The sequence below is a fragment of the Enterococcus sp. AZ020 genome, from assembly GCF_050499205.1.
Lineage (GTDB): Bacteria > Bacillota > Bacilli > Lactobacillales > Enterococcaceae > Enterococcus_L > Enterococcus_L dunnyi.
On record NZ_JBIPAT010000001.1, the window covers coordinates 2,219,976 to 2,244,037 of the forward strand.

General features: G+C 34.2%; 18 protein-coding genes. 14 read left to right on the forward strand and 4 right to left on the reverse strand.

The window, feature by feature from the left end; genetic code table 11:
* The first annotated feature begins 3 nt into the window (after positions 1–3).
* The 7 genes from IGI58_RS10650 to IGI58_RS10680 all read left to right on the forward strand — a co-directional run bounded on the left by IGI58_RS10650 (position 4) and on the right by IGI58_RS10680 (position 10,390).
* A complete protein-coding gene (locus IGI58_RS10650; RefSeq protein ID WP_429953430.1) occupies positions 4–1,425 on the forward strand; it encodes a family 1 glycosylhydrolase in 1,422 nt (473 codons plus the stop codon).
* Positions 1,426–2,139: 714 nt separating this feature from the next.
* The gene (locus tag IGI58_RS10655; RefSeq protein ID WP_429953429.1) at positions 2,140–3,231 is read left to right on the forward strand and encodes a tyrosine-type recombinase/integrase; all 1,092 of its coding nucleotides are present in this window, start codon (positions 2,140–2,142) and stop codon (positions 3,229–3,231) included.
* Between the two features lie 303 nt (positions 3,232–3,534).
* The gene (locus IGI58_RS10660) at positions 3,535–6,831 is read left to right on the forward strand and encodes a KxYKxGKxW signal peptide domain-containing protein (protein WP_429953428.1); all 3,297 of its coding nucleotides are present in this window, start codon (positions 3,535–3,537) and stop codon (positions 6,829–6,831) included.
* 289 nt (positions 6,832–7,120) lie between these two features.
* Positions 7,121–8,134 (forward strand): lipoate--protein ligase, encoded by a 1,014-nt coding sequence (locus IGI58_RS10665; protein WP_429953427.1) that lies wholly within the window; start codon positions 7,121–7,123, stop codon positions 8,132–8,134.
* 15 nt (positions 8,135–8,149) lie between these two features.
* Entirely contained in the window at positions 8,150–8,881 is a 732-nt protein-coding gene (locus IGI58_RS10670; RefSeq protein ID WP_429953426.1) for a methionine ABC transporter ATP-binding protein, read from the forward strand.
* Positions 8,878–9,552: a methionine ABC transporter permease gene (locus IGI58_RS10675; protein ID WP_429953425.1), complete on the forward strand. Its 675-nt coding sequence runs from the start codon at positions 8,878–8,880 to the stop codon at positions 9,550–9,552. The genes IGI58_RS10670 and IGI58_RS10675 overlap by 4 nt, the downstream gene beginning before the upstream one ends.
* 16 nt (positions 9,553–9,568) lie before the next feature.
* Positions 9,569–10,390, forward strand: coding sequence for a MetQ/NlpA family ABC transporter substrate-binding protein (locus IGI58_RS10680; RefSeq protein WP_429953424.1), 822 nt, complete (start codon positions 9,569–9,571; stop codon positions 10,388–10,390).
* A 50-nt stretch (positions 10,391–10,440) separates the two neighbouring features.
* On the opposite strand, the gene IGI58_RS10685 is transcribed toward IGI58_RS10680, so the two are convergent.
* The gene (locus IGI58_RS10685) at positions 10,441–10,623 is read right to left on the reverse strand and encodes a hypothetical protein (RefSeq protein ID WP_087640818.1); all 183 of its coding nucleotides are present in this window, start codon (positions 10,621–10,623) and stop codon (positions 10,441–10,443) included.
* 18 nt (positions 10,624–10,641) lie between these two features.
* Positions 10,642–11,862, reverse strand: coding sequence for an MFS transporter (locus IGI58_RS10690; RefSeq protein WP_429953423.1), 1,221 nt, complete (start codon positions 11,860–11,862; stop codon positions 10,642–10,644).
* A 235-nt stretch (positions 11,863–12,097) separates the two neighbouring features.
* Here IGI58_RS10690 and IGI58_RS10695 point away from each other — a divergent pair, with 235 nt between their 5' ends.
* Together IGI58_RS10695 and IGI58_RS10700 are read left to right on the forward strand one after the other, a co-directional pair.
* Positions 12,098–12,754, forward strand: a complete 657-nt coding sequence (locus tag IGI58_RS10695) for a Crp/Fnr family transcriptional regulator (RefSeq protein ID WP_429953422.1) — start codon at positions 12,098–12,100, stop codon at positions 12,752–12,754.
* Positions 12,755–12,948: 194 nt separating this feature from the next.
* Positions 12,949–14,025, forward strand: coding sequence for an ATP-grasp domain-containing protein (locus IGI58_RS10700; RefSeq protein WP_429953420.1), 1,077 nt, complete (start codon positions 12,949–12,951; stop codon positions 14,023–14,025).
* 15 nt (positions 14,026–14,040) lie between these two features.
* Here IGI58_RS10700 and IGI58_RS10705 read toward each other — a convergent pair whose 3' ends face one another.
* Both IGI58_RS10705 and IGI58_RS10710 read right to left on the reverse strand, forming a co-directional pair.
* Positions 14,041–16,431 carry a hypothetical protein gene (locus IGI58_RS10705; protein ID WP_429953421.1) on the reverse strand — a complete coding sequence of 797 codons (2,391 nt, stop codon included), beginning with the start codon at positions 16,429–16,431 and terminating at the stop codon, positions 14,041–14,043.
* 25 nt (positions 16,432–16,456) lie between these two features.
* On the reverse strand, positions 16,457–17,386 hold the full coding sequence (locus tag IGI58_RS10710) for a tyrosine-type recombinase/integrase (RefSeq protein ID WP_429953419.1): 930 nt from the start codon (positions 17,384–17,386) through the stop codon (positions 16,457–16,459).
* Between the two features lie 180 nt (positions 17,387–17,566).
* Here IGI58_RS10710 and IGI58_RS10715 point away from each other — a divergent pair, with 180 nt between their 5' ends.
* The 5 genes from IGI58_RS10715 (at position 17,567) to cas8c (ending at position 24,058) form a co-directional block, all read left to right on the forward strand.
* Positions 17,567–18,157, forward strand: coding sequence for a type 1 glutamine amidotransferase family protein (locus IGI58_RS10715; RefSeq protein WP_429953417.1), 591 nt, complete (start codon positions 17,567–17,569; stop codon positions 18,155–18,157).
* A gap of 81 nt (positions 18,158–18,238) precedes the next feature.
* Positions 18,239–18,715, forward strand: coding sequence for a hypothetical protein (locus IGI58_RS10720; RefSeq protein ID WP_429953416.1), 477 nt, complete (start codon positions 18,239–18,241; stop codon positions 18,713–18,715).
* A gap of 372 nt (positions 18,716–19,087) precedes the next feature.
* A complete protein-coding gene (gene cas3, locus IGI58_RS10725) occupies positions 19,088–21,505 on the forward strand; it encodes a CRISPR-associated helicase Cas3' (protein ID WP_429953414.1) in 2,418 nt (805 codons plus the stop codon).
* A 14-nt stretch (positions 21,506–21,519) separates the two neighbouring features.
* Complete coding sequence (cas5c, locus tag IGI58_RS10730; RefSeq protein ID WP_429953413.1) at positions 21,520–22,239, forward strand: type I-C CRISPR-associated protein Cas5c; 720 nt, start codon at positions 21,520–21,522, stop codon at positions 22,237–22,239.
* 4 nt (positions 22,240–22,243) lie between these two features.
* Positions 22,244–24,058 carry a type I-C CRISPR-associated protein Cas8c/Csd1 gene (cas8c, locus tag IGI58_RS10735; protein ID WP_429953411.1) on the forward strand — a complete coding sequence of 605 codons (1,815 nt, stop codon included), beginning with the start codon at positions 22,244–22,246 and terminating at the stop codon, positions 24,056–24,058.
* Positions 24,059–24,062 lie beyond the last annotated feature (4 nt).

The following is a 24,062-nucleotide window of genomic DNA, read 5'->3' on the forward strand; positions in this document are numbered from 1 at the left end:
GAAATGAGAAGAGCTGAGTTTTTATGGGGCGGCAGTATTGCCGCTCATCAATGTGAAGGTGCGTGGGATCAAGATGGCAAAGGAATCGGCATCATGGACCTAGTGACTCAAGGAACGTATGAGGTGCCGCGTGAAATCTGTCAAACAATAGAACCAAGTAAACGATACCCATCGCATGAAGGAATCGATTTTTATCATCGATATAAAGAAGACATTGCGCTATTTGCGGAAATGGGCTTCAAGGCATTACGTATTTCGATCGATTGGTCAAGGATTTATCCAAAAGGGGATGAACAAGAACCAAATCTATTAGGGATTCAGTTTTATCAAAATGTTGTCGATGAATTATTAAAGCATGGTATTGAGCCGATTGTGACGTTGTATCATTTTGAGATGCCTGTTCATTTAGTGAGAGAATATGGCTCATGGGTCAATCCTAAAGTAGTCGATTTCTATTTGAACTATTGCCAAACGATGTTTGAAGCATTGAAAGGCAAGGTGCGTTATTGGGTGACCTTCAATGAGATGAATCATATCGATCCGCAGACAGAGGCTTCTGACATTTTTACCTATATCATTGCTGGCTTGAAGTATACAGAGATGGACAATAAAAAACAAACACTGGCAACGATCAGTTATAATATGACCTTAGCAAGTGTTAAAGCGGTTAAACTTGCTCGTATAGTTGATCCTGAAAATCAGATAGGGTGTGTTTTTGGTTTGACGCCTGCATATCCATTGAACTGTGATCCGCAAAATGTGATGAATTCATTTAAGGAAACAGATCGAGAATTTTATCAGATCGATGCAATGTGCATGGGAAGTTTTCCGGAATATAAATTAAAGGAATACCAAGCACAAGGAATCGAATTGGTTATTTCAGAAGAAGATGCAGTAGCCTTTGCGGAAGGAAAGCTTGATTTTATCGGACTGAATTATTATTCTTCAAGTGTTGCGCATTACGAAGGTGATGATAAAAACGAAGAGACACTATTTGGTGGTACTCAAAATCCTTATTTAGAGCAAAGCAAATGGGGCTGGGCGATTGATCCTACTGGATTGCGGTACTTATTGAATTACATTTATCGCCGTTACAGTTTACCGATCATCATTACTGAAAATGGCTTGGGAGCAGTTGATCAGCTTGAAGCAGATGGAACGATCCAAGATGATTATCGAATCGAATATGTCCAAAAGCATTTAGAGCAAATGGAAAAAGCAATCGTAGAAGACTATGTTGACTGTTTTGGCTATTTGATGTGGGGACCGATCGATTTGGTTAGTGCGACTACTGGAGAAATGAAAAAACGTTATGGATTTATCTATGTGGATAAAAATGATGACCAAACGGGTAGTTTGGCAAGAATGAAGAAAAAATCATTTACATGGTATCAAGAAATGATTGCAGCTAAACCGAAATTTTAAGATAGAGGATGAAAAAAGACACTTTTACTGAGTAGATCAGCGGAAGTGTTTTTTTGTGAAAAATAAAATAGAAAAGTGGTTTAGAATGCGATACCATAAAAGTGATACACAAAAAATAGGAAAGTAATAAAATTGCGTATTTATAAAATAGGGAGAGTGATAGTAAAACATCAATTGAATAAACAAGGTATATTGTGAGTATGGTATGGAAAGATGGAATAAATTTAATTAGGGGGAGTAATTTACTAATCTGCTAAGAAATGAAAAATGCATAAAAGAAGAAATGGTTTAACGTAGGTAGAATTTTAATATAAAAAATTTCTTGTTCTTTGTAGGAACAAGAAATGAGAATTAAATTTTGATGAATAAAAAATGTTGGTTTTATAAACAGATTTATTCATTCAACACCTAGTATTGTACTATTTAAGTATGGATACTGTCAATAGGTATTGCTGCAATTGGTTTTATAAAAATAGTCTTGATCTTTTATGTTATTAAAGAACGTTCATAATGTTATTCTGCAACTCGTATAGAATAATGAAAAAATGCATCTATTTTGTATTTTGACGATTTATGAATGAAAAATTCTCCCCTGAAAAATTGAGAATGGGTATAGATAGCTTTATGAATACTACTAAATCAAGGTTTAGTTGATTTTTTTCAAAGCCGTCAAATACGCCGTCACAAATTGAAAAATGAAAGAGGGATTTTATAATGGCTAAAAGAGGGGAAAACATATATAAACGAAAAGACGGACGCTGGGAAGGAAGATATATAAAAGAACGAAACATCGATGGGAAAATCCGCTATGGATATATTTATTCTAGAAAATACGTAGATGTTAAAAAAAAGTTAATGCTTGTAAAAGCTGAAACGTTGAAATCCGATGTCTTACAGATCACGTACGATGGTACATTAGGTGATTGGTTAAAACTTTGGTTAGAAACTATTGTAAAGCCTAGAGTTAAGCTGAGTACTTACAATGGCTATAAAAGCAAAGTTCAATTACACATATTGCCTCATATAGGAACTATTCTCCTAAAAGAATTGTTACCCACTGATATTGATCAATGGTTATTACAACTAAATAAACAACTTTCTTCGAGTTCTGTGCATGCAGTTCACAGAGTATTAAAAAATGCTCTATCTCAAGCATTGAAACAGGAATTAATAAGTAAAAATCCAACACTCATGATTGAGTTACCCAAATTAGAAAAGCAGAGAGTCAAAGCTTTTTCAAAGCAACAACAGAAAATGATTAAAGTAGCAACTATAAAAGAAGAAAAATATTTACCTATTCTAATTGCTCTAGAAACAGGAATGCGTATTGGCGAAATTAGTGCATTGAGATGGACTGATATTGATTTCTCTGAAAAGACCATTCATATTCAACGAACTTTGCAACGATTGCAAGTTGGCTTAGGAAAAACGGCTCTAATTGAAGGAACACCCAAAACCTTTCAATCAAAAAGAGTCTTACCGTTATCAAATCAACTAAAAGAATATTTAACAGAAGTAAAAAAGACATCACATAGTCCATATGTTGTTGGCATAAAAGATTCATGTACTGAACCAAGGACGATTACTTATCGCTTCAAAAAGTTACAAGAAGAGCTTAAAATCACTCCATTGCCTTTCCACTCTCTGCGTCATACTTTTGCTACCCGTTGTTTAGAGTTGGGTGTAAATATCGCCACGATAAGTTCAATACTTGGGCATACCTCTACAAAAATGACCTTAGATGTTTATACGAGTTCATTTATGCAAGATGAGCGTAAAGCAATGGAAAAAATAGCAGCAATTTAATAGATAATAAATGTTGAGAACATCTTTAATTTAGATGTATGCTCAGCATTTTTTTATGTTATACGTTATTTAATACCCGTCAGCTTAGCCGTCATAAAGTTTTTAGAACTTGAAGGACAAGCTAAAAAAACTTCTTTCTTGTTCCTACAAAAAAGAAGAAATGAAAAACGAACTGGATACGTCCTGATCTATTTATGTTCTGTACTTTATTATATGGATTTTTTTGGTCGTGTCCATTATTTTACTTTGAATGGATACTAATTGATTTTGGTATTTAAAAAAATATTTTGGAGGTATTGATTAATGAAGAGCAACAAAAATTTCAGAAAAGACGATTTAAGTCCTGAAAGCAACACAAAAAAAATCTACAAGATGTACAAGAGAAAGAAACAATGGGTAGTAGCACCAGTCGTATTAGGATTGTTACTTAATGCATTGAGCCCAGTTGCAGTTTTGGCTGTGTCTGATGCTGAACAAACAGATGCTATAGCAGCGCAAGCAAGAGCTGTAGATAATGAGCTTTTAGAGCTGATTGAACAAGCAACGACAAATATCAATGCATTAGTTTCATTGACACCAGAAGCAAAAGCAACATATGTGGCAGCTGTGCAGGAATCAGATACAAAAGAAAAAGTTGAAGAAGAGTTATTAAAAGCATATAGAGAAGATATTGCAGAAGCTGTAAAAGTCGTAGATGCTCTGTATGTTAGTAAAATCGATGAGTTAACCTCATTATCGACAGTTCAAAAAGAAGCTGCTAAAAATACTATTAGTACAGCATTAGCACTTGACTCATTAAAAAGTACTTTCAATGCAATTGCTGATTCGACAACATATAGTACTTTTAAAGAAGCATTTGATAAACAGCTAGCTAAAAATAAAGAAGCAGCTGATATTTTAGTAAAAGAAAATGTCGAGCTGAATGCTGCACTTGCAGATCTTCCAAAATATAAAGCAGAGCAAAAGAATGTGATCAGCAGCTTGAGCCAATTACAAGAAATTGAAAAACAAAATTTTTATACAGAGATTGATAAGGCTGAAGATAAGGGTGCGATCGATGGGATCGTAACTGGCGCAAAAGCTGAAAATGAAGCAAGATTAGCAACTGCAGTGACAACTAAGGTTGCAGAATTAAAAGTAGAAACAGCAAAATTAGCCTTGTTGAATCCGTCAAAACAAACAGAACTTGATGCGAAAATCGATGCTGCAGCAGCAGAATCGGGTGATGCAGCATTAGCAAAATTAAATGCTCTAACTAGCGAGATCGAAAAAGCAATAGCAGATGCTACAGCGAATGATCAATCAGCAAAATTAAATGCAGCAAAATCTGAACTTAAAGCTGAAATTGCGAATGAGAAAAAAACAAATCAGCAAATTACTGATGCAGATGTAAGTGCATTTAATAGCAGAATCGATTCTGCCAAAACACTTGAGGCTGTTGCAGTAGTAAAAGCAGACTGGCTATCATTTGTTGCTGCAGCTTCAATTAAAGGAAAAGAGCTTGCAGAAGCTAAAAATGCAGCGACTTCATTGATTGGAGGACTAATGACGATCGATGCAACTTTAAAAGCGAACTATCTAAAAGATGTAGAATTAGCTCAAACATCGGAAGAAGTTGCTGCTATCGTTACATCAGCACAAGCCGAAGAACGTAAAGCTGTAGAAAAGAATGCAGCTGAATTAAAAGCTATCAAAGATCAAGCTATCAAAGAAATCAATGCACTTACTAACTTAACAAAAGTTGAGAAGAAGGCGAAGACAGATGCTGTAGAAGCAACAGATGACAAAGCAGAAATTGCTGAGTTAGTGAAAACAGCTAAAGAAGCAGACGCGGCTAGAGCATTGACTGCAGAAAAAGAGGCTGCAAAAGTAAAAGTAAATACGTTAGGTTATCTGTCTGACGCAGCTAAAGCTAGCGCCAAAACAGCTATTGATGCAGCGGCAGATTCAGCAGCAATCACAGCATTATTGAATAAAGCCATTTACGACGATTATAAAGCAGGCGTTGCTAATGCAGAGGTTGAATTAGAAGAAGCTAAAACGATCGCTAAAGAGGCAATCAATAAATTGGAAAACTTAACAGCAGCACAAAGAGATGCTGCACTTAAAGATATTGCTAAAGCAACAAATAAAGATGCAGTGACAAATGTATTAGATTTAGCGAAAACAATGGACCAAGAGAACGCAGATGCTAACGAAGAGGCTAAAATTCTTGAAAAAACAAAATCAGATGCAAAAGCAGAAATTGATGCTTTGACTTATTTAACACAAGAAATGAAAAATGGCTACAAAGCAGAAGTAACAAATGCTAAAGATGCAGCTGCTGTTGCTGAGGTATTGAATAGAGCAAATACTGAAAATACTAATCTGGAAACAGAAAAAACAGAATTTGAAAATGCAAAAAAAGAGCTAGTGGATCAAATCAATAACTCAACTGAACTAACAGCTGAAGATAAAAAATCCTTGATCTCCGAAGCAATTGACTGTAAAACAAAAGCTGAAGTAGCTGATCTTACAACAAAAGTGAAGCAATTGATTGCTGATCGTGCAGTAGAAAATGCTAATGAGGCATCAGCTAAAGCAACTATTAAAGCTCAGATCGATTTATTAGATGAATTGTCTGCTGCTCAGAAGTTAGCATATAAAAACCGTGTAGATGCGCTTGAGAAAAAAGCAGATATGGTTGCTGTTTACAACGAAGCTAAAGCTGAAAATAATAGAGTAGCTGATAAAGCAACAGTTAATAATATCACCAAATTGATTGCTTCTGGTTCTTTTGTGGAAGCACAAAAAGAGATCAACAAATTAAGAACAGACAGCATTCGTAAAGAATATCAAGCAAAATTAGATGAAAGTATTGCCTTAGCAACAGCGAAAGCTGAAGCAAACAAGCAAATCGATGCTTTAGAAAACTTAAGTGCAGAAGAGAAGATTGCAGCTAAAGAAAAGGTTTCTAAACTGACAACAAAATCAGCAGTAGAAAAAGCTGTAGCTGAACTAGTTAAAGCAGACAATCTTGCGCATGACAAAGATTTGATCGATATTGTTACACTTCAAATCAAAGCAAAGGAATTTGAAGCAGCGGCAAAAACGATTGAAAGAATCCGTGATGCGGAAACAAAAGCTAAGCTACAAAAGCAATTAGAAGATGCACAAAAAGTAGCACCAACTATCAAAGGGACTGGTCATGTAAGTAAGATTGGTTGGCAAAAGACAGTTGATATGAATGAAATCATTGGGACAACTGGTAGAAAGCTTGCGCTTGAGGCAGTAAAAATCAACTTGGCAGACGTTGATATGCCTGAGGGTGCGAAGAAGCTTGAAGGTGGCATCGAATACCGTGCTCATGTTCGCAATATCGGCTGGCAAAAATATGTTTCAAACGGAGCAATAGCTGGAACAACAGGAAAGTCATTACAAATGGAAGCTATCCAAATCAAATTAACAGGCGAATTAGCTGAGAAATATAATGTTGAGTACCGTGCTCATGTGAAAGATATCGGCTGGCAAAAATATGTTTCAAATGGAACAATAGCTGGAACAACAGGAAAATCACTACGAATGGAAGCTGTCCAAATCCGTTTAGTAGAGAAAAAATAGACCTTAATAATCCAAAATCTACCTTTTAAAGCCCTTGCTTAAATACAATAGTTAAGACAATAAATGACACAACAATTAGATTCATTTCTGGTTGTTGTGTCATTTTATAGTTTAATAGGTATAAAATATGTGTTTTTGTGTGTTATAAACTGTTTCAAACTCATTTATCTGTTATATAAAATATGGTTTTTCACTATAAAATATGGATTTCATAAGCAAATATATGTAATTTTATAATTGAGAGTGATAGACTATTTTTGAAAGCACTTAAATAGAAAAGGGGAAGAAAATGTATTATGTAGTTATGTCTTCACATGATATTCGTCGAAACCTAGCGACAGAGCAATACATATTGAACCAAAAAGACTTTGACGAAGCAGTGATTTTATTTTATATTCAAAAACCATGTGTGATTGTCGGTCGTAATCAAAATGTTCGAGCAGAAGTTGATTTATCATACGCTGAAGCAAATAATATTACGATCACACGTAGACTATCTGGTGGTGGTGCTGTGTATGACGATTTAGGTAATCTTAGTTTTAGCTTTGTTGTAAATGCAGATCATGAAGCATTTGGTGATTTTAAACGGTTTACAGAGCCCTTGATTGCTGCTTTACACGAAATGGGAGCTGTTGGAGCTGAAATCAGTGGACGCAATGACTTGTTGATCGATGGTAAGAAGTTTTCTGGGAACGCGATGTACACAAAAAATAAAAAGATGTATTCTCATGGAACGTTGATGTTTGATGTAAATCTTGATGAAGTTAGTCGTGTATTGACTGTATCTGAAAAGAAGCTTACATCAAAAGGGACAAAATCTGTAAGAAGCCGTGTGACGAATCTCAAACCATTTTTATCTAAGGAATACCAAACACTTACTACAGAAGAGTTTCGTGATCAATTACTGGTGCGTCTATTCAAAGTAGATACCTTGGATGCAATCAAAGAGCAGGAATATTTATTGACACAAGAAGATGAAGCTGCAATTGATCAGCTTGTTGCAGAGATTTATGCAAATGACGAATGGATTTTTGGAGAAGAACCTAAATTTACGATCAAACGAGAAGAAAAATTCAAGGGCGGTCTTATAGAAGCTAATATCTCTGTAGAAAAAGGACGTATAGCAGCTATTACAATTTATGGTGATTATTTTAGCCAAAAGGATACTAAGGATATAGAAGTACTGTTGGTTGATTGCGAATATAAGAGTGGCGCAATCGAGCAGAGACTAAAGCCGATTTCAATCAATGAATATTTTAATAATATAACGAAAGCGGAATTTATCCAGCTCTTGGTAGATTAAACCGGAGGAAGTAAAATGATAACATTTGAACGTGTATCAAAAAATTATCATCATAAAAATATGGTGATACCTGCCTTAAAAGATATTACTCTAAAGATCAATGATCATGAAATATTCGGTGTCATTGGCGAAAGCGGTTCGGGGAAATCAACGTTACTGCGGATGATTAACACATTAGAACTACCCGATCAAGGGGAAATAAAGATCGCTGGTCAAGATATCGCGATGCTGAGTGAAGCGAAAAAACGAAAAAGTCGTAAGAAAGTTGGAATGATTTTTCAGCAGTTCAATTTACTCTACAATCAAACGGTCAAGGAAAATGTGGGCTTGCCTTTACGATTAAATAAGACATATGACGCACATAAAATTCAGAAAGTTCTTGAATTTGTTGGTTTGGAAGATAAAATAAACCATTATCCGAAACAACTAAGTGGTGGTGAAAAACAACGTGTTGGTATCGCGCGTGCGCTGATCACTGATCCGGAGATTTTGCTTTGTGATGAACCGACTTCCGCTTTAGATGGTCAAAATGCTTCTGACATTATGGAACTGCTAAGAGAAATCAATCAAACATTCGGGACAACGATGGTCGTTGTCAGTCATGAATTAAATTTGATCAAGTATCTATGTGACCGAGTTGCTATATTGGATATAGGGCAAATGCAGGAGATAATCACTCTGCCAAAAAAAGAGCAGCAGCCAACCTTTGAAAACTATTATGAACGTATTCGGGAGAGTTTGATATGATGACAGAATATTTAGAGAAAATCAGCTACTATCTTCCTGAATTGTCAAAAGCATTATCAGAGAGCGGAGTCATGCTTGTGATTTCCATTGCCGCAGCAATTATTGTAGGTTTGCCGTTAGGGACGTCTGTCTATTTAGTGAAGCAACAGCCAACGAGCTCGAATCGAGTTCTTGGGATATTCTTAAATGGCTATATCAACATTGTTCGTTCATTTCCATTTTTATTATTTGTTGTAGCGTTGATTCCTGTGACACGCTTCGTATTAGGAACAGCTTTTGGAACTTATGCGGCCGCTTTTCCTTTAAGTTTTGTAGCGGTAGCGATTTATGCAAGATTAGTGGAACAAGTGCTGCTGGACGTGTCTACGGATATTTTAGAACTAGCTCAGGCATTAGGTAGTACCAGATCTCAGTTGATTTTCCGTTTTTTATATGTAGAAGCGCGCTCGGGGTTAGTTTTGGCTTTGACATCAGTTGTGATCAGCATGGTTTCCTATTCTACAGTGATGGGTGTGATCGGCGGTGGCGGAATTGGTGATTTCGCTTTGAGATATGGGTATCAGCGTTATGAATACGCTGTGATGTATACAGCAATCGTTATAATGATTGTATTTGTTAGCTTGATTCAAATTAGCGGCAGTTGGGTCGCGAAAAGAATAAATAAAAAATAAGTGTTAGGAGAAAATCATGAAGAAAAAGTTATGGTTCAGTTTGTTAGTTGTTGCAGGAATAGCAATGGTTGGATGTAGTGGACAGAAGGAAAAAGCGGATACAGCAAAAAAAGAAGATAAAGTCATCAAAGTAGCATCACACATCCCTTCTACTGTTGAAGTGGTTGAATTAGCAGGGAAAAATATTGAAGATGGTTATAAGGTAGAATTGGTGCAAATAAATGACAATATTCAATATAATGAGCTATTGAATGCGAAAGAAATCGATGCCAATTTTGCCCAGCATGAACCATTTATGCAAAAATTTAATGAAGAAAAAGACGGAAATCTAGTCGTTGTTCAAAAAATCTATAATGCGAAAGTTGGTTTTTACTCTAAAGAATATCAAGATGTTGCTGATTTGCCGGAAGGAGCTAAAGTTGCTTTACCAAGTGATGTGTCCAACGAAGGTCGCGCATTAGCAATTTTGGATGATGCTGGTTTGATCGAATTGAAAGACGGTGTTGGGTTCAATGGAACGATCAAAGATGTTGTAGAAAATCCTAAAAAGTTTGAATGGGTTTCAGTTGATTTATTGAATTTAGCAGAAGCCTATAATGAAAAAGATATCGCCATGGTTTATAATTACCCAACATATATTGCTAAGGTCGGTTTAACACCAAAAGATGCGATTTTGTTAGAGGAAAAAGTCGATGAGCGTTTTGCAATCAGTTTAGTTGCACGTACAGATAATCAAGAATCAGATAAAATCAAAGCGCTGAAAAAGGCAATGACAAGTGACGAAGTCAAAGAGCTGTTAGAAACTAAATATAGTGAGACATTGACACCGGCATTTTAGAAGAAAATAGGTTGTAATATCACTCTTTGAGCGATGCTACAACCTATTTTTTATCCCATGATGTTATTGTTTTCTGCTGCTAATTCGATTTCTTTTGCATAATAGCTCATGTTCGTTTGATAATTGTCCATAGATGTTAAATCGTGTTCAATGTGACTCAATCGAGTGTTTAACTCATTGATTTTTATTAGCGTTTGTTCTAAAACCTCAAGCATGCGTTCGTCAGTACTCATGATCATTCCTCCAAAATATTAGTGTTCTTCTAGTTTTTCAATCGGGTTCATCGTGTAATCAACTGCTTTTGAGCGATAAAAAAGTGCGTAAAGGATCGTACAGGCAACTGGAATCATCGCTGCTACAAAATACATTTCCTGAAATGTTAAAAAGCTTCGCAATTCTCCCAAAATATAAGGACCAACACCCAATCCCAGATCCAAGCCAATAAAATAAGTTGATAAAGCAATGCCGATTCGATGGCTATTTGGGCTGGCTTTTAAACAAATTGCTTGACCATTTGACATGAATGTCCCGTAACCCAGACCGATCAATCCTCCAGCAACAAAAAGTATCCAGCTGCTGGTAGTAATACTCAAAAAGAGTAGACCTGCTGTTAAGAAAATAAAGCTAGGATACATTACAGCATTTTCTCCACGAGCATCAAAGATTCGTCCGGATAAGGGGCGGGTGGCAGTAATCACTAAGGCGTAGACAACGAAAAAGAAAGAACTGGCACTCACAAGATCGATCGCTTTTGCATAAGAGGAAAGAAAAGAAAGGACACTGGAGTAGGATAAGCCCATCAGAAAAGCAATAGATGAAATAAACAGTACCTTTTTTTCAATAAAACTATCTAAGTTCCAACGTGACAAGCTAGCTCGATGCTCTGGCGTCAACTGAATATTTTTTACTGGGAAAATAAAACAGGCGATCGTAGTCAGTAAAATCAGAACGATTGAAAATAGAATGATGAAATAGAAGTTCATCGTATTTAGCAAAACCATCCCGATAAATGGTCCGATAGCAGCGGCTAAACTTGTGCTTAAACCGTAATAATTGATGCCTTCTCCATGTCTGGATTTAGGAATATAAGCCGTAACGATCGCGTTCGTCGCTGTAGAAACAGCGCCATAGCCAAAACCGTTAAGCAGGCGAACCAGATAAAGGATTCCTATATTTGGAATATATAAGTAAGCGATGGTCGTTAGAAGATAAAATAAAGCGCCGTAGCGTAATATTGCTTTTCTACCGATCAATTCTAAAGTTTTCCCCATAAATAGTCGGGCAATCAACGTTCCAATAATATAAATCCCGGATGCGAGGCCTGCTTGCCCCAATGTAGCATGCAAAGTATCTTGTGCGATAACTGCAATGATCACCATCAATAAGTAGTAGACTAAATAGACGATAAAGTTGATCAAGGTGATACTAATAAATCCTTTGTTGAATAATTTTTCTTTTACCTGTTCCGACATTTTTCGTTATTCCTTCTTTCTTCAATAAATAAAAATGAAATTACAATTGATTTTCTGAAATTCCTTTGTAGGTGATACTATACAAAAAAAATAAAAGAAAAAAATGCGGGTTTGTAGTTTAAAAAGGTTAAATACAAAAAAATACAACAAAAGTCATTAACATTTGTTATTGTTTTTTGATGTGATATCCTTTTAAATAAGAATGACAATAAAATGGATAGGGAGCGCAACACTCATGGACAGTCATGTGTTACAAGAATATTTAGATGATCACGCATTTCGAATCGTTGTGAAAAAACGTAAAAATTACCTCACATACGAAGGATTGCAAGATCGCTATGCTTACGTGCTGAAAAGCGGTATTATCAAAACCAGTGTCATCTCACCGGACGGCCGTGAGTTCAATTTAAGGTACATTAATAGCTTGGAAATCGTTTCGCTGTTACGAGATGAATATTCACAGTTTATCGATGCGCCGTTCAATATACGTGTAGAATCAGAGCAGGCGGAGTTGTACCAAATCGATCGGGTACAGTTTTGGAAGGATATCAATAAAAGTAAAGACCTGCAGATGTATGTGAAAGATTATTATCGTGTACGTCTGATGTATTCGATGAAAAAAATGCAGCAGATGCTGATGAATGGAAAATTTGGTGCAGTCTGTACACAGATTTATGAGTTGTATGATACGTTTGGTGTGGAAACAGCTGAAGGCTTGTTGATCGATTTTGTGGTTACAAATGAAGAAATCGCTCATTTTTGTGGAATTACATCCGCTAGCAGTGTGAATCGCATGATGCAGCAGTTAAGAGAATTAGGAGCGATCAAGATACAGGATCGGAAGATTTTGATCACGGATTTGGAGATGTTGAAGGATAATATTATTTTGTGAGAAGAGATAATTTTTAGAAGGAGAAGGGATTGTAATTGAGACGATTGCAGTTCTTTTTTTTAATTATGGAGATAATTTTTATAGTTAACTTTAATTTATTTATATGTGCGTTAATAATAAATATATGTATCATTGTGTCGGTTTTTAGCGTATAATAATAGCCAAATAACTATAAATTATTTGGAGGTTTTTTTATGGATGAAAAAATAGAAAAAACGATTACTTACGCAAAATCAATAGCTGAGCAATATAAAATATTATTTATTGCAAACGTAGCAGGTGAAACAAATAAAATAGATTATGAGAATACGCAGGATTCTATCATTACAGAATATTTCACAAAAGTAGAATATAATAACTTGTTTAATGCCATTAAACATAACGGTTTTTCTATTCGCACTTTTTTTAATGAAGAAGAATTTATACGCTTTATTTTAGACAATGACATAAAAAGTAGCGATAAAAATATTGTATTTAATCTTGCACGAAATGGGAGAGGATTGAACAAAAAATCCTTAATCCCCTCGTTTTGTCAATTTCGTGAATTAGTTTTTACAGGTTCTTCTGCATATGCTACATGTTTAGGAAGACATAAATTTCATTATAGTCAAATTTTAGAAAACCTTGGTATTCCAATAGCTAAAACTTGGATTTTTTCTTCCAAAGGTTGGTTATTAAACCGAAAACCGCCTATTGGATTGAAAGTTATTGTAAAACCAATGTTTGAATCTGCATCTCGAGGAGTAAGAACTAATGGTATTTTCATTTTCAAAAATACTGATACTCAATTAAAATATATTACAGATTTATGTAATGAATTTTCGCAAGATGTCATTATACAACAGTTTATAGATGGCGAAGAAATTGAAGTCCCCGTGGTAGTAGCAGATTCTCCAATAGCACTTGGCGCAGCCAAAATTACTTTGGATGAATCTGTTTCTTCAATTCATGGAATTATTGATTATGAAATTGCTTTTAATGAAAGTTATGATTTTGCCATTCTTGACAACAATGAGAGTACACAGCAAATTATGAAAACATCTGAAAAAATCGTTTCTTGCTTAGGATTTAGCTCCTATTCCCGGGTAGATTTTAGAAGAGACTTAGCTGGAAACTTATATGTGATTGATATCTCTACTCATCCTTATATTATTGGTCATAGTTCTTTCGCATTTATATTTCAAAATCTAGGTTACACATACAATGAACTATTTGCCTTCATTATTGGTCGATCTCTTGTTGATGATACTTTTTACTCTGGTATGAAATAAAAAACTATTTTCTAACTAACTCCAATATTGAAAATCAGTAACTAGCAAACTTTTTTTCCAATATCTGCTAATATTTTTAGATAGTTGCTCTTTAAAAAATTCTTCTACTTGATCTAAACTCACCTGCCTATCTGATAATAAAAGTTGATTTATGCCAGCATATCTTTGTTCTATTTCGTACTTTTCATAATTAGAAATTGCTGGCACAATTCCATTTATATTTTCAAAAATCTCAGTTGCTAACTCAATATTGTTATTGACTATTGCTAAAACAACTACATTTGATCCTAACAAAAATGAATAGTATTCATCTCTCTTCTCTTCTCTATACAAATCTAACAATTCAACAAATGAATTTGAAACATCCCCTGAGAGTGCTTTCAATACAATGTAATTATTTTTAAATAGTGCATTACTACTTCTATTGGCTGCAGGCACAATTATTTCGTACTCTTTTAATACTTCATTTATATATAATTGGTCACTATATAAGCCACATAATAAAAAATTACTTATGATTCTTTCTTTTTTTTCAAACTCAAAAGATGAGTCTTCTATCAATTCCAGAGCTTCACTACTTTTTAAAAAGCCTTCTTTATATTCTGAACTATAGAGGTAGACTCCAGATAAATTTGTTAGTCCTCTAATATATTCATTTCTATACCGTGGAAATTGTTGTTTAAAATACTCTAAGGCTTTTATTAATTCTATTTTAGATAATTCTAGAGTATCTAGAGCAGGTGAGAGTAATTTTAAGTAATATTGGTAATATCTAACCGAACGATCTTTACTATTTTTAACAAAATAAATAGTAATCTTTGTATACAATTCTTTTGCTCTATCAAACATATCCAAGCGATTAATATATAATAGTAATAATAATATGGACAACCTAAACCATTGATCAGCATCTATTTCTAAACCACTTTGTAAAATATTAGTTATAAGAGAATCGCATTTATGAAAGTCCTCTTGGTCTCCCAGTTTATATAAAAGATAACAAAAGACATAAGTATGCTCCACCATTAATAAAGAAGAGTCTATTAGAACATTTTCTTTACATCTTGAAAAAACTTTTTCCTTAGGTTCATTCAACTTATACAAGTTCAATGCTTCAATTAAAGGGAGATACACTTCTTTGTAATAGAGACTGTCACAAATATCCTTTTCCAGCTTAGGATTCGGTTTAAGATCGTAGTGAATATAATTTGTAAGCATATAGACAATTAGAGCTTCTACACTATCTTCTCTTTTTTTAGCTAATTTTAAATGGTGGTACCTACTAAAGTAATCTCTTGATTTTAATTTTTTAAGCGCATTTGCCATCTCATAGTTATATTCTGTTTGGTATTCATCTACTATTGAAGAAAAAAAGCGGAAAATATATTCAGATGTAAAATACCCTTTGTGCTCTAAATTACTAATAAAAGCCTCTTTTTCAGCTTTTTTAAGTGTTCTTTTTAATTGAAATTCCTCTTGTTTACAAATTTCAATTAAGTACAGATATGAAAATGTGTCGCCTATAACAGAAGCTCTTTTTAATACGTCCTCAATTTCAATCTGATCTTCAATAACATTATTTAAACGTTTGCGCAAAGTTTTAAATATTGTGTCTGTATAATTTAACATATCCTCTTTTAAAATTTCTGATAATTCGTCTTTATTGACTTCATTTAATATATCTTGTGTTAAACCAATCCTTCCATTTGTAATTTTATAAAGTTCATAGATAATAGATTCCTCTATAAATTTAAACGTTTCAAAATAATCACTTCTATTCAGTTTAGCATTAATTATAACTTCTTTAGAATCTACACTATCTATCTGTAAATTATATATTGATTTAGTCGTAGCGATAATCGTTATATCTTCTAAAAATTTGAATGCTAACTTAGCTTTTTTTGAAGAAATAAAATGTAAAATTTTTTTAGAACTATCATCTAGTAAATCGAAATTATCAATGAAAATTAAAAGTTGTGATTTCTTCTTTAGTAGCTTTATTCTATAAATAATTTCTTTTTCGATATCATTTAAGTGAAATACGTTGTAATTTATTCTGTTTTTATGTATTTTCATCAAAAAAGAGGCTAACTGAGCTGGTAATTTAAATTTTTCTATTTCAATATTTTTTATTAATTCCGATCCTAAATTTCTTTTACTCCCAATATTTTTTAATGCAGTATAAAAACAATCATAATCTCGCTGGTTATTTTTTCCGATCAGTAACAACGAAGAATATTTATCTTTTGCCTGAAAATAACTGTTTAGCTTATTTAAAATTGTAGTTTTACCACTTCGATTATCACCAACAATATAAATATTTTGCTCATTTTTTTCAACTAATTGAATAACAGAAAAATAAGTACATTTTAAAGTATCAAAAAAAGGAATATCCTGATTTCGCATTATATTTCCTCCAAATAATTTATAGTTATTTGGAGGTTTTCACCTTCATTTCATTTCGATAATTAAAGCTGTTCAACACGTGTTTTTTCCTCTCAATCGATACTTCTGTATAAATTTGTGTCGTTACAATACTAGAATGCCCCAAAAGCTCTTGAACCTCTCGAATATTTGCACCATTATTCAACAATTCCGTCGCAAATGTATGTCGCAAATAATGCGGTGTCGCTTTTGTTTCGATATTAGCTAACTGAAGATATTTCGCAAAGATATTCTCAATGCCATAGATCGATAAACGCTTTCCATATTTATTCAGAAAAAAGCTTTGATCATTAGGAGAAAACTGTTCTCTAATCGCTAAATACGTCAATAGTGCTTGACGAGTCTCGGGACTGGAAAGGTAAATCATTCGTTCTTTCCGATTTTTTCCATAAATCAATAGAGAATTTTCAAGTTGATCATAGTCCGATAAATTGATCAAACTGGCTTCGCTGATCCGAATTCCTGTAGAAATCAATAATTCTAGTAAGGCGATATCTCGAATACAATTTCTTTTTTGATAAAGACTTGTCATAGGATGTGAAAGGCGTTGATACATATAATTCAGCAATTGATTGATATCTCTGATTTTCAAGGTTCTGGGCATTTTTTTTGGAATAATATAGTTTGCACGATAATGCTCAAATTCGCTATCAGGTTCAATTTTCTTTTTTGTAACAAGAAATTTGTAAAACATCCGGTACGTAATCATTTTTCGTTTTAGGCTGGTGGGCTTTAACGCATTTGTTTGATTTAAGTTTTCCATGTGTTGCAGGATTCCTTGCGTTAGAGGAAGTTGATAATGGGAACAAAACTCCTGTAAAGCTGTTAAATCGGATTGATAAGCTTTGATCGTACGCTCAGATAAGTTATGATAATTTTTTTTATAGGCTAAAAATTGTTGAATTTCTGTATTCATTTGCTCGCTCCTTTTTCTATTAGCTAAAAGTATAACTTTTTTATAAGCAAATGTATTTAGATTTTGAATGAACAATTTCTCAGGATATGTTTTATCGGATGAATGTTTTTATAAATGCTGACAAACAGCTGTCATTCTTTTAGGGTAGGATAAATTTAGTTTGTAAAGGAGGAATAGAACATGAAAGAGATTTTATTCGTACTACTAGAGGAATATGCAGATTGGGAAGCAGCATCTTTAGCAGCGGCTCTCAACCAATTAGAAAACTTTACGGTCAAAACGGTTTCTACTGCAAAACGGCCAGTCCGTTCGATGGGTGGTTTTACCACTATGCCAGATTACACGCTTGCTGAAGCGGAGAAAATTAATTTTGAAGCACTCATTTTAATCGGTGGTAAATCTTGGCGAACGAGTGCAGCGGAGGAAGTAGCTAGTCTAGTGAAAAAAGCAGAGCAAAAAGAAACGATCATCGCTGCTATTTGTGATGCTACGGTTTATGCTGGAACATTAGGAATATTAAATAAAGTGAAGCATACAAGTAATCAATTGCCGGATTTAAAAGCATATGCTGGGCAAATGTATACAGGTGAAAATCATTATCTTGAAGTTCAAGCGGTAAGAGATAAAAATATCATCACAGCAAACGGAACAGGTCATTTAGAATTTGCTCGAGAGGTCTTGTATGCACTTCAAGCAATGCCAGAAGCAGAGATCGAGCAATGGTATGATTTTTATAAGCTAGGTTACTATGAAGCGGTGAAAAAAGTTTGAAAAGATAAGTTAGGTTGTCATAGAAGACATCTAGATTTATAATCAGGAGAGAGGAAGATGTATTGAAAAGGAGAGCAAAAATTGAAAAAGGGTAAAATAGTGCTAATTACTTTAGTGTTGATCGGCTGTATTGGTGCGACTATATATCTAAATTCAGCTAGTAAACAAGAAGTTCCGAAAGAGGACGTCAAACAGCAAGCAGAATCTACAGAACAGGAAAAAATCAAACCCCGAGCAGAATATAAAAAGGCATCAGGACTTCTAACCGTATCAATGTATGAAATGAGCGATGAGGAACTGTATCAGCGCTTTGGGTATCCCAATGAAGAAGGAATCGAAGAATTATTTTTTGACAGTGAAGATACTGATAAAATTGTTGCATTAAAAGATGGATCAATACTTTCAGGAGAAATGGTCGACAACGATAGTTTGGTTGAGGTAAGTTCTGAAACAGACCCAAATGCTCTTACAGTGAGAGAAGCAAAAGAGCTATTGAAGAGCCGGCAAGCAGCACTTTATCAACTACATGAAGCTGAAATCAAGAATACATCTGAATAAGGAAACAACTTCTCATTAGAGTAACGATGCTCAGTTTAATGAGAAGTTGTTTTACTTAGATGATTTATTGATTTTCTGAAAATTTCAGTGCTTGTTGTTTCGTCATATTTTCCACCGAACCATTTGCCTGTTCAAGTAATCCTTGATAGGTAGAGCAATCTTAAAGGTGATCATTTCAAATTTTTCACTAAAAAGCAAATAGCATAGTCAAAGAAGCAAGTTTCTCTTTTCTTGCTTCTTTTGCATTTATTTTGGAAATTATACCTTACTTTAAGTTTTGGCGAGTGATATAATTAAGATAATTGTGATTATTAAATAAGGAGTAAGTCTATGTTCATCGCTCATGTGAGAAAAAAAGATGGAGAAAATCAATTGCTAAAAGATCATCTAAAACAAAGTGCTGAATTAAGCAGTCAATGGGGCAAAAAGCTACAGCTAGAGAAAATATGCTATTTAGCTGGCTTACTCCACGACTTAGGTAAATATTCAGATGAGTTCCAAGAATACCTCAAGCAAGCAGTGATTGATCCTAAGAGTGTGGTTCGTGGTAGTGTGGATCATTCAACTGCGGGGGGCCAACTATTATATGAATATTGCCATCAGCCAAACAATAATGGTTTTCAATTTTTATTAGCTGAAATTGTTGGAAATGCAATTATCTCTCATCATAGTAGCAAAGGTTTAAAAGATTATTTATCTGCCGAAGGAGCACTTCGTTCGGTGTATCTTGAACGGGTTGCTGACAAAAATCTTAAAGAGTATGAAATACTGAAAGATAATTTTTTCGAAGATTGCTGTTCAGAAACGAAGTTTCAGAAATTATTAGTGGATGCGGAAAAAGAATTACAGAAGTTTTATATGAAAGATAGTTTAGCACAAGTCACGCCACACGAAACGTTTTTTATTGTAAAGTTTGTTTACAGTTGCTTGCTAGATGCAGACCGAACAAATACGATGCTTTTTGAAGAAGAAAAATCTTATGAAAGAAAAGACCATCTGCAGTTATTTGAACAATACATCGAGCGTTTAGAAGAAAAAATAGCTACGTTTCAAAATGCTACAACTAAAATTAATCAGTTAAGACAAGAAATGTCAAATCAATGTAAAGAATTTTCAAAAAAAGCAACAGGAATTTATAGCTTATCTATACCAACTGGTGGAGGGAAAACGTTAGCGTCTCTTCGTTTCGCCTTAAATCATGCAAGGAAGTATAAAAAGGATCGGATTATTTATGTCGTTCCATTTACAACCATCATTGAACAAAATTCGTCAGAAGTTCGTAAAGTTTTAAGAGATAACGTAAATGTATTGGAACATCATTCCAATGTTTTTACTGATTCAGAAGAAGCAATGGTTGAAACGGAAATGACGGAAAAAGAACGAGAAGAAATAGAATACAAGCAAGCATTAATGCGAGACAATTGGGATTCTACTGTGATTTTTACAACGATGGTTCAGTTTTTAGAAACGATTTATAGTAGAGGAACAAGAAAGCCAAGACGATTTCATAACTTGGCAAATGCTGTAATTATTTTTGATGAGGCACAAGGTGTACCAACAAAATGCACATATATGTTTAATGAAGTATTGAATTTTCTAAAAAAATATGGGGGAACAACAAGTGTTTTATGTACAGCAACGCAACCTTCATTAGATTATGTAAAAAGGGCGTTAGAAAAAGAGTCAGATGGAGAGATGATTTCAAATCTTAATGAAGTTGAAGCAGCTTTTCGAAGAGTAGAATTGGTGGATGTGAACAGTAATAAACCATATTCCTTAGAAGAGTTAGGGGTGTTTTGTCAAAAAGTACTAAGAGAAAAAGAGAATCTGCTTGTAATTTTGAATACAAAATCAGCCGTGTTGAAATTGTATCAGTACATTGAGGAACAAGGGCTTAATGGAGTTGAATTGTTTCATCTTAGTACAGCTATGTGCCCGCAGCATAGAAAGGATACACTGAAAAAAATTAGGCAGTATTTGGATGAAGGAAAAAGGATTTTATGTTTAACAACACAGTTAATTGAAGCGGGTGTTGATATAAGCTTTCAGTCAGTTATTCGCTCAGTAGCTGGTCTTGATTCAATCGCTCAAGCTGCAGGTCGTTGTAACCGACATGGTGAACAAGAACTTGGTACGGTCTATTTACTCAATGTATCTCCTGAATTAGAAAAGTTAGATCGTTTAAAGGAAATAGAAAAGGGCAAAGAAATTTCGTTAATGCTGCTAAAGAACGTTAAGTCTAACTCAAAAACAGCTGAAAAAAGTTTGTTGTCTAATGAGGTCCAACGCGATTATTTTGTAAGATACTATACCGCTTTTGAAAATGTTTTAAAATACCCTGCCGGTGAGTCTGATCAGAAAAACTCGAAACAAGGAACAAATTTACACTTGTGGGATTTATTGGGAAAGAATCAAGATGCACAAGAAATATATATACAGAATGAAAACAATCCTCCATTAATTTGTTCTTGTAGTCCAGAAACAGTCGCTAAATATTTTAATGTTATTCATAGCCCAACAACCTCTGTCTTAGTTCCTTACAAAAAAGGTGAAGAAATAATTGGTGATTTGAATGGACAATTAAAACCAGAAGAAGTTTATCCAATACTCAAAATGGCACAACAATACACCGTTAATTTATTTGATTATGAATTGGACCTGCTACAAAAAAATGGCACGATTTCTCCTTTATTAAATGGAGAAATCTATGCAGTAACAGACAATTCATATGATGATAATTTTGGCATTGACTTTATGTCACTTGCACCAAGCGACGCATTATTATTTTAAAAGGAGGAGATAAGATGAAAAATCAAATTGCGTTTAAGGTATATGGAGATTATGCACTCTTTACAGATCCCACGACAAAAATGGGCGCTGAAAAAATGACGTATCAAATCCCAACTTATCAAGCGCTAAAAGGGATTACAGAATCGATTTACTGGAAGCCCACGCTTATTTATTACATTGACGAAGTTCGTGTAATGAATCCAATTCAAATGGAGTCAAAAGGGATTTTACCTTTAAAATACAATGATATGAGCAGTAGCGATTTAGCGTATTATACGTATTTGAAGAAACCTTGTTATGAAGTCAAGGTTCACTTTGAATTCAATAAACAACGACCAGATTTGAAGAGTGACTACAACGAGGACAAGCATTACCAAATTTTGAAACGTTCCATTAAAGCTGGTGGACGTAGAGATATATTTTTAGGGACAAGAGAATGTCAAGGGTACGTAGAGCCTGTAGAATTTGGGAAAGAAAGTGGACATTACGACAATCAAGGTGAACTACACTTTGGAACGATGGTTCATGGTTTTTCTTATCCTGATGAAACTGGAAATGAAGAATTACTTGTTCGATTGTGTCAGCCTAAAATGAAGCAAGGAATCATTACATTCGAGCGACCAGAAAATTGCTTGTTTACTCGTTCATTAGGTGAGATGCAAATGAAGCCATTTGCTTCAACGAATATTGAGTCAGTTGAATCGCTTTTTACACAGTTGACAAAGGAGGAGTGAACTTGTGACTTGGTTGTATAAATTATATCAAACCTATGAACAGAATAAAGAAAAAATGGGAGAAGTTGAGCAGTCAATAGCAGGGAAAAAAGTGTTGTTTTTGCCTGAGGCTCATACGTATCAAAATGCTCAATTTGAAATTTCCGTTTCACCTGAGGGAGAATTTGTTCGAGCCGAAGCAGTAGATAAAAATGATCAAGCAACGGTTATTCCTGTTACGTTAGATTCTGCGAATCGAACCAATAAACCTGTTCCTCATGCTCTACATGATAAATTACAGTACGTAGCAGGAGATTATAAAAAATTTGGTGGAACATATAAAGGTGAAAATAATGATTATTCTAATTATATCCAACAATTAAAATCATGGTGTTCTTCTGAATATACGAGTCCCAGAATAGCCAGTATCTTAAAATATGTTGAAAAAGGAATTGTGATTTCTGATTTGATTCAAAGCGCAGTGATAGAGGAGAAAAAAGTTCCTCTAAAAGCTTTTATTCGTTTCAATGTATTAGATGGTTTGGTTCCTATTTGGGAAGATAAACAGATCTTTGAAAAGTACATTGCGTTTTATGAGCCAGAAGTAACAGAAGTAGGTTTGGATTATGTTACTGGAGAAACGACTGAACTATATGATAAGCATAGCTCAGTTATGGGAAGCGCGAAGCTACTGTCGGGAAACCAGACACAACCATTTGCTTTTTTAGGAAGATTTTCAGATATTTCACAAGTTGTATCGGTAAGCTATGAGGTATCAACTAAAGGGCATAATGCACTGAAATGGTTGATAAAAAAACAAGGACGAATGATTGATGGACGTATTTTTTTAACATGGGGGCATAAAGAAAGTGATGTTCCGTCACCAGAAGAATCTACGTATAGTATTTTTGCCCGTGATCATCAGGCTGAAAAATTAGTTTCTCGTGATCTTACAAATCAACGTTTTGCTAAGCTGGTATCAAATGTTATGAATGGTTTAACAGCAGATTTGGGAATGAACAAATACATTCTTGTTTTAATTTTAGATGCAGCGACGACAGGACGTATGGCTATTTTATATTATCAAGAAATTGAAACAAAACGTTATTTTGAACAGTTAATGGAATGGCAGACATCTTGTATTTGGCATCATAAATATGGTGTTGAGAAAGAGAATGAATGGATTGGAAGTCCTTCTTTAAGAGATATTGCAAGAGCTGCGTGTGGAGAAAAGGCAAATGATGTGCTAATTAAGAGTACGTTAAGTGAATTATATCCATGTGTGTTGGAAGGAAAAAAAATCCCGCTCAATATTGTTCGACAACTATATCAACGAGCTTCTAATCCAGAAGCAATCAAAGAGGATTATGAATGGGAAAAAGTATTAAGTATTGCCTGTGCTGTAATAATTCGTCATCGCTATGATGGAATACCAACCGAGCAGAAAGAGAAATTCAAGGAGGAAATTCAATTGGAATTAAATCAAGAAGAGAATGACAGAAGCTATCTATTTGGTCGATTACTAGCAATTGCAGATCACTTAGAATCAAGAAAATTAAAACAGTTAAGAGAAAATCGACCTACCAATGCAAAAAAATATATGCAAAAATTTAGTATTAAGCCTAAATTTACGTGGAAAATAATCCGAGAAAGTTTGCTGCCTTATGAAGCAAGAATGTTCGATCAAGGTAGAAAGTACATCGATATTATTGACCAAGAGATTATGCCGCTTTTCCTTGAAGGAGAATTTAATGATATTGCTTTAGATGGAAGATATTTAGAAGGTTATTCTAATCAAAAAGCAGCTTTAGTGAAAATGGATGCAGAAAATAAACAGTAAATGG